Source organism: Actinophytocola sp., assembly GCF_045807065.1.
Classification (GTDB): domain Bacteria; phylum Actinomycetota; class Actinomycetes; order Mycobacteriales; family Pseudonocardiaceae; genus Actinophytocola.
Genome location: NZ_JBJMIE010000066.1, coordinates 1 through 6173, shown reverse-complemented (window position 1 = coordinate 6173; position 6173 = coordinate 1). Strand labels below are relative to the sequence as shown.

Here is a 6173-nt window from a genome sequence, read left to right as displayed (position 1 = left end):
CGCCGGTGCCGCCACCCAGCCGGGAACCGGTGGCGCCGGTACCGGTGCCGCCGAGGCCGCCGTTGAGAGACGGGATGGGCGACCCGCCGGTCGGCAGGCCACCCGCGCCGGTGCCGGTGCCGCCACCGGCGCCGATCGGGTTGGAGACACTCGGTGTCGGCGCGGTGCCGAGGCCACCGGCCTGCGACGGGTCCTGGCCGGGACCGGCGACGGCGTGGGCGCCGGTGGGGAGATCGACGGCACCGCCTCCGCCGCCCCCACCGACACCGCCGTCGGCGCCGAGCGGGCTCGTCAGGGCCGGATCGGGTTGTGCCGCGGCATCCTGGCCGGTCAGCCCGTCGGCACCCGCCGCCGGCGCGGCGCCGGCCAGGGGATCGGTGACCTCACCGGTGGGGGCACCGCCACCGGGGGAAGCGCTGACCGCCCCGGTCGGGGCCCCACCGCCACCGCCACCACCGCCGCTGACGGACGGGCTCGGGCCACCGCCGCCCTGCTGCGGGTTGTCGGACACCCCGCGGTAGTTCGGACCCGAGCCCGCCTTCGTCACCGCGTCGCCCGCGTCCTCGTACAGGGCGGCGATCTGGTCCATCAGCTTGCCGCTCGGCTCCCGGAACGGCGCCTCCAGCTGCTCCTTCGAGTAGCCCGCGTTCAGCGCCAGCTGCCCGGAGATCGCCATGTACTTGTTGAACGCGTCCTGGTTCGCCTTCGCCAGGGTGAGCGCCTGCGGGACCAGCTCGTTGATGCGGTCGAGCTTCTCACCCGGGTTGGCCGACGAGATGTTCTGCGTCCACTGCTTGAGCACGCGCTGGGTGTCGCGCGCCTTGGCGACGAAGTTGTCGCCGGCCACGTCCGTCCAGTCCGTCTCGAGCTTGTCGGTCTGCTTGCCGAGCTCCGTGTCGGCGTCGGTGAGCTCGTAGACCGCCAGTTTCCACATCTGGCTCTTGGCCTGGCGCAGGCTCTGGTTCTGGTTCTCCTGCTCGAGGAGCGGGATCTGCTCGTCGAGGGACATCGCGGTGTAGTTGGGCATCTCGTCCCCTAGACGGCTTGGTGGGTGATCGTGCCGACACTCCTGAGGCCGCCTGCGGCGGTCTCGTCCGAGGCGAGGTAGTCGTGACCGGCGTTCCGCGCGGTGTTGCTGTACGCGTCGAACCCGGTGGACGTGTTCTGCACGAAGGTCGCCAGGTGCTTCGACGCCGTCTCGTCCTTGCCGGCGTAGGTCTTGCCCTCCGGCATGCCGGCCGCGAGCTTCGCGGTGCCGTCGAACTTGTACAGGGCCTTACCCGGCCCGACCAGGGTCACCTCACCCAGTGATCCTGGTAAGGCGGCGATCTCGTCCGGTACTTCGTCTGCCATCGGTTCCCTCCTTGCTGGTCGACTTCACTCGGTCGGTGGTAGCCACGCGAGCTGCACGAGCCGCGGCTCGCCGCGGCGGGTGACGAGCTTCGCCCGGCCCGGCGGCAGCTCCTCGGCCTTCTGGCCGCCGATCAGCTGGCCCTCGGCCTTGTCGCCGGACAGCAGCAGGCCGATCGCGCCGACGTCGCGCATGCGGGTGAGGAACTGCTCGAACAGCGCCCGCCCCGCGCCGCCGGCCCGCCGGGTCACGACCACGTGCAGGCCGATGTCGCGGCCCTGCGCCAGGAACTCCGTGAGCGGCGCGAGCGGGTTGGACCCCGGGGTGACGACCAGGTCGTAGTCGTCGACCAGGACGAACAGCTCGGGCCCGCTCCACCAGTTCCGCCTGCGCAGCTGCTCCGGCGTCACGTCCGGACCGGGGAGCCGGCCGCGCACGCCCTGGGCGACGACGTTGACCAGCTTGGTCGTCGCCGCGGCGTCGGTGCCGTAGCCGAGCAGGTAGTCCGGCGGGATCTCGCCGAGCAGGCTCCTGCGGTGGTCGACCAGCAGGATCCTGGCCTGGGCCGGGGTGTACGTGTCCACGATCCTGCTGGCCAGCGCGCGGATGAACGTCGTCTTGCCGGACTCCGCGTCGCCCAGCGCCAGCACGTGCGCGTCCGCGCCGAGGTCGAGCCGCACGGCCCGCAGGTCCGACTCGGCGATGCCGATCGACAGCTGGAGCGTCGCGGGGTCGTCGGCCGGCAGCGTCACGTACGGCAGTCGGCCGGGCAGCATCCGGACCGCGGGTGCGGGGTCGCCCGGCCACGCCTGCCGAACCGCCGCCACCAGGTTGGCGACCCCGGCGGCCAGGTCCTCGACGGTGTCGCGGCCGTCGACGCGCGGCAGGGCGGTCAGGACCTGGTGCTTGGACGGGCCGAGGCCGCGGCCCGGCGCGTTCTCGGGCACCCGCAGGGCGGCCGTCCGGTCGATCATCGTGTCGATCGGGTCGCCCAGGCGCAGCTCGACGCGGCTGCCGAGCAGGTCGCGGACCTGCGGGCGCAGGTCGAACCAGCGGGCGACGGCCACGAGCAGGTGCACGCCGTACGCGAGGCCGCGCTGGGCGATGCTCGTGATGATCTCCTCCTGGTCCTCGAACTCCTTGCGCAGCGTCAGCCAGCCGTCGACGACCAGGAACACGTCGCCGTGCTGGTCCTCGACCCGGCCCTCGGCCCGCAGCGCGCGGTAGGTGGGCATGCCGTCGACGTCCAGCTCGGCGAAGCGGCGCTCGCGGTCGGCGAGGACGGTGGCCACCTCGGCGACCGTGCGGCGCACGGCGCCGGTGTTCTGCCGGCCGGCCACGCCGCCGACGTGCGGCAGGTCGCGCAGCGAGGCGAGCGAGCCGCCGCCGAAGTCGAGGCAGTAGAACTGCACCTCGCGCGGGGTGTTGGTGAGCGCGAGGCTCGTGATCACCGACCGGAGCGCGGTGCTCTTGCCCGACTGCGGGCCACCGCACACCACGCCGTGCCCGGCCGGGCCGGACAGGTCGAGCACGAGCGGGTCGCGGCGCTGGTCCAGCGGCCGGTCGACGACGCCGAGCACGGCGTGCAGTGCGCCGTTGTGCTCGGCGTCCGCCGCGCGCAGCCCGCGCGCCGGGTCGTGGACGAGACCACGGAGGAGCTGGTCCAGGGTCGGCGGCACGTCCAGCGGCGGCAGCCACACCTGGTGCGCGGGCACGCCGTTGCCGGCGATCCGGTCGACGAGGATGTCCAGCAGGCTGTCCCCGATCGCGTCGTCCTCGACGGCGTCCCGGGCGGCCTCCTCGGCCTCGTCCTCCAGCGCCGGTGCGACGTAGGTGGTGGAGTAGACGTTGAGCCCCAGCGGTTCCGGGCCGCTCGACCGGGCGCCGGCCGGCTGGTCCGGGCGGTGCACGCCGGACACGTACGCCGAGCGGAACCGCGCCATCGGCTCGTCGCCGTAGCGCAGGAAGCCGTGCCCGGGAGCGCGGGGCAGGGAGAACGCGTCGGACACGCCGAGCACCGTGCGGGAGTCCATGTCGGAGAACGTGCGCAGGCCGATCCGGTAGGAGAGGTGGGTGTCCAGGCCGCGCAGGCGTCCCTCCTCGAGTCGTTGCGAGGCAAGGAGGAGGTGGACGCCGAGCGACCGGCCCACGCGCCCGATCTGGACGAAGTTGTCGATGAAGTCCGGGCGGGCGGAGAGCAGTTCGGAGAACTCGTCGACGACCACGAACAGCGTCGGCACCTCGGGCAGCGGGGCGCCGGCCGCGCGGGCCTTCTCGTAGTCCCGCAGCGAGGCGAAGTTCCCCGCCGCCCGCAACAGTTCCTGGCGGCGGATCAGCTCGCCGTTGATCGCGTCGGCCATGCGGTCGACCAGCGGCAGCTCGTCGACCAGGTTGGTGATCACGGCGCTGGTGTGCGGCAGGCGGTCGAGCCGCGTGAAGGTGGCGCCGCCCTTGAAGTCGATGAGCGCGAAGTTCAGGGAGTTCGGCGGGTGGGTGATGGCGAGCGCGAGGACGAGCGTGCGCAGCAGCTCCGACTTGCCGGAGCCGGTGGCGCCGATGAGCAGGCCGTGCGGGCCCATGCCGTCCTGCGCGGACTCCTTGAGGTCCAGCTCGATCGGGCTGCCGTCCGGGCGGATGCCGAACCGCACTCGCAGGCGGTCGCGGTTCGGGCGCGGCACCCACGTCTCGTGCGGGTCGAACGCGTACGGGTCGCCGAGGTCGAGGAGCTCTTCCAGGCCCAGCTCGGAGCTCAGCGGCTGCTCGCCGCGGGCGCCCTCGGTGAGGCGCAGCGGCGCGAGCTGGCGGGCCAGTCCCTCCGCGTTCGCCACGGGCAGGGAGTCGGCTCGCCCCAGGTCGACCTCGCCGTCGGCGGTGGCGCTGGTGAGCGTGCCGTCGGCGGCCACGTGCAGCACGACCGCGGACCGGTCGGGGGCACGCGGCGGCGGGGACGTGAGGTCGATGACCGTGACGCCCTCGATGCCGTTGCCGGCCACCAGGTGGTCGGAGCCGGCGGTCTCGCCGCCGTCGAGCACCACCACCAGGTGCGGGCCGGCGACCCGGGTCACGCCGTCCTCGGGGTCGAACCGCGGCCGGTCGCCGAGCAGGTCCTCGAGGACCGCCTCGAGCATGGTGATGGTCGGCGCGACCAGGCGGACCGGGCCGAGCGCGTCGGTGCGTTCCGGGTGCAGGGCGTGCGGGAGCCACTTGAGCCATTCCCACTCGCCGCGCCGTTGCGGGCCCACGCACACGGCGATGCGGAGGTCGTCCGGGGACTGCAGGGTGGCCAACTGGCAGATCATGGCGCGCACCAGGCCGTCCACGCGGTCGCCGCCGCGGAGGTAGACGCGGCTGAACCCGTTGACCGCCATGGCCAGCGGGAGGTCGGGGACCGAGGAGTACGCGGTGATGAACCGCCGCAACGCCAGTGCCGACAACGGTTCCAGCTGTTCCAGCGGCTTGGTGTCCGGCGCGATCAGTTCGGTGGCGAGGGTTTGCGCGCCGAGGCCGATGCGGGCGACGCCGAAGTCCGCGTCGCCGCGCCTGCGTTCCCACAGCCGGTAGCTGGCGGCGACCGACCAGAGCGATCTCGGGTCGGGGTGCAGGTACCACAGGGCCTCGCGCTGCCGGCGTGCCGTGCGGCCGACCCGGACCCGGTGCTGGGCGAGGGAACGCAGGTACATCCTGCGCGCGTAACCCATCTCCTTCTTGCTGGGGCCGCCGCCCTGCAGGAACGCGGCGCCCACCATCACCAGCATCGCGACGCCGAACAGTCCGAACACGACGAAGCGGATCGTGGTGAACGTGCTGTTCCCGCCGAAACCGACGCTGAACAGCAGGATCATCGCGCCCATCATGAGGACCATCGGCAGGACCATGAGCACCTGCTGCCACTGCCGGCCCGACGGCGGCGGGATCTCCGGCGGCGCGTCGAGCACCAGCTCGCCCGCGGGCATCTCGGGCGCGGGCCGGCGCAACGGGCGCCGCACGATGACGGTCCCCACGAGCACACCTCCTCTTCCTCGCGTCCGATCCTGACCGCGGCCGCGGCACGTGTGCTCGCCGTGGCAGGAACGTGCCGGTCAGCCCTTGTGGGTCGCGCGCGCGACCTAGCGTCGGGTCATGTCGCCGCGGACGCGGCGCTCGCACAGGTGCACCTTGTGAGGGAGTGAAGCCATGGCACTGGACAACATCCACGTCGAACAGTCAATGATGTCCACGGCGGTCAGCCGGTCGTCCGACGTCCACAGCGCGATCATGGACTACGAGAAGCAGCTCACCGGCATCGCCGACATGGTGAAGTCGGTGTGGGGCGGTCGCGCGAAGGTGGCGTTCGACCAGAAGCACCAGGAGATCCGCGGTTACCTCGGGGTCAACTCCCAGGACGCCGACAGCATCTCCCAGGGCACCAGCCAGGCGCTGAACATCAGCGTCGGCGCCGACGACGACGCCTACTCGATCATCAACGCCATCAACGGCCACTGAGGGAGCGTGAACGTGGTTTCCGACGATGCCATCTCGGTCAAGTTCGAACACCTGCGGGACCTGAAGCAGGCCATCCTCAACGCGCAGAACAGCCTGCAGCAGAACCGCACCGACTGGATGACCTTCACCACCGGCACGATGAACATGGCGTGGGCGGACGACGCCGGTGAGGGCAACCAGTTCCGCAACGCCAACTTCGACACCTACGGCCAGAAGAACGAGGAGTTCCTGGCCAACCTCATGCGTGCCGTGGACCAGGCGGAGCAGGACCTCCGCGGCGCGGTCCAGCGAGCCCGCACGAGCATCATGGGCTGAGCGCCCCTGCCATGAGAGGCGCGGG

General features: G+C 72.3%; 4 protein-coding genes and 1 pseudogene. 2 read left to right on the top strand and 3 right to left on the bottom strand.

Annotated features, from left to right (window positions below):
• The 3 genes and pseudogenes from ACJ73U_RS03720 to eccCa form a co-directional block, all read right to left on the bottom strand.
• Positions 1-1027, bottom strand: a pseudogene (locus ACJ73U_RS03720) (hypothetical protein); the annotation flags it as partial.
• A gap of 8 nt (positions 1028-1035) precedes the next feature.
• Positions 1036-1353 (bottom strand): hypothetical protein, encoded by a 318-nt coding sequence (locus ACJ73U_RS03715; protein WP_407776081.1) that lies wholly within the window; start codon positions 1351-1353, stop codon positions 1036-1038.
• A gap of 24 nt (positions 1354-1377) precedes the next feature.
• Positions 1378-5352 carry a type VII secretion protein EccCa gene (gene eccCa, locus ACJ73U_RS03710; protein ID WP_407776080.1) on the bottom strand — a complete coding sequence of 1325 codons (3975 nt, stop codon included), beginning with the start codon at positions 5350-5352 and terminating at the stop codon, positions 1378-1380.
• A 172-nt stretch (positions 5353-5524) separates the two neighbouring features.
• Here eccCa and ACJ73U_RS03705 point away from each other — a divergent pair, with 172 nt between their 5' ends.
• Both ACJ73U_RS03705 and ACJ73U_RS03700 read left to right on the top strand, forming a co-directional pair.
• Positions 5525-5833 (top strand): hypothetical protein, encoded by a 309-nt coding sequence (locus tag ACJ73U_RS03705; protein ID WP_407776079.1) that lies wholly within the window; start codon positions 5525-5527, stop codon positions 5831-5833.
• A 12-nt stretch (positions 5834-5845) separates the two neighbouring features.
• Positions 5846-6148, top strand: a complete 303-nt coding sequence (locus ACJ73U_RS03700; RefSeq protein ID WP_407776078.1) for a hypothetical protein — start codon at positions 5846-5848, stop codon at positions 6146-6148.
• Positions 6149-6173 lie beyond the last annotated feature (25 nt).

What these genes read in the sequence shown, in the direction of transcription:
- ACJ73U_RS03705 (WP_407776079.1), top strand. Translation starts at nt 5,525, where the DNA reads ATGGCACTGGACAACATCCACGTCGAACAGTCAATGATGTCCACGGCG.
- ACJ73U_RS03715 (WP_407776081.1), bottom strand. Translation starts at nt 1,353, where the DNA reads ATGGCAGACGAAGTACCGGACGAGATCGCCGCCTTACCAGGATCACTG.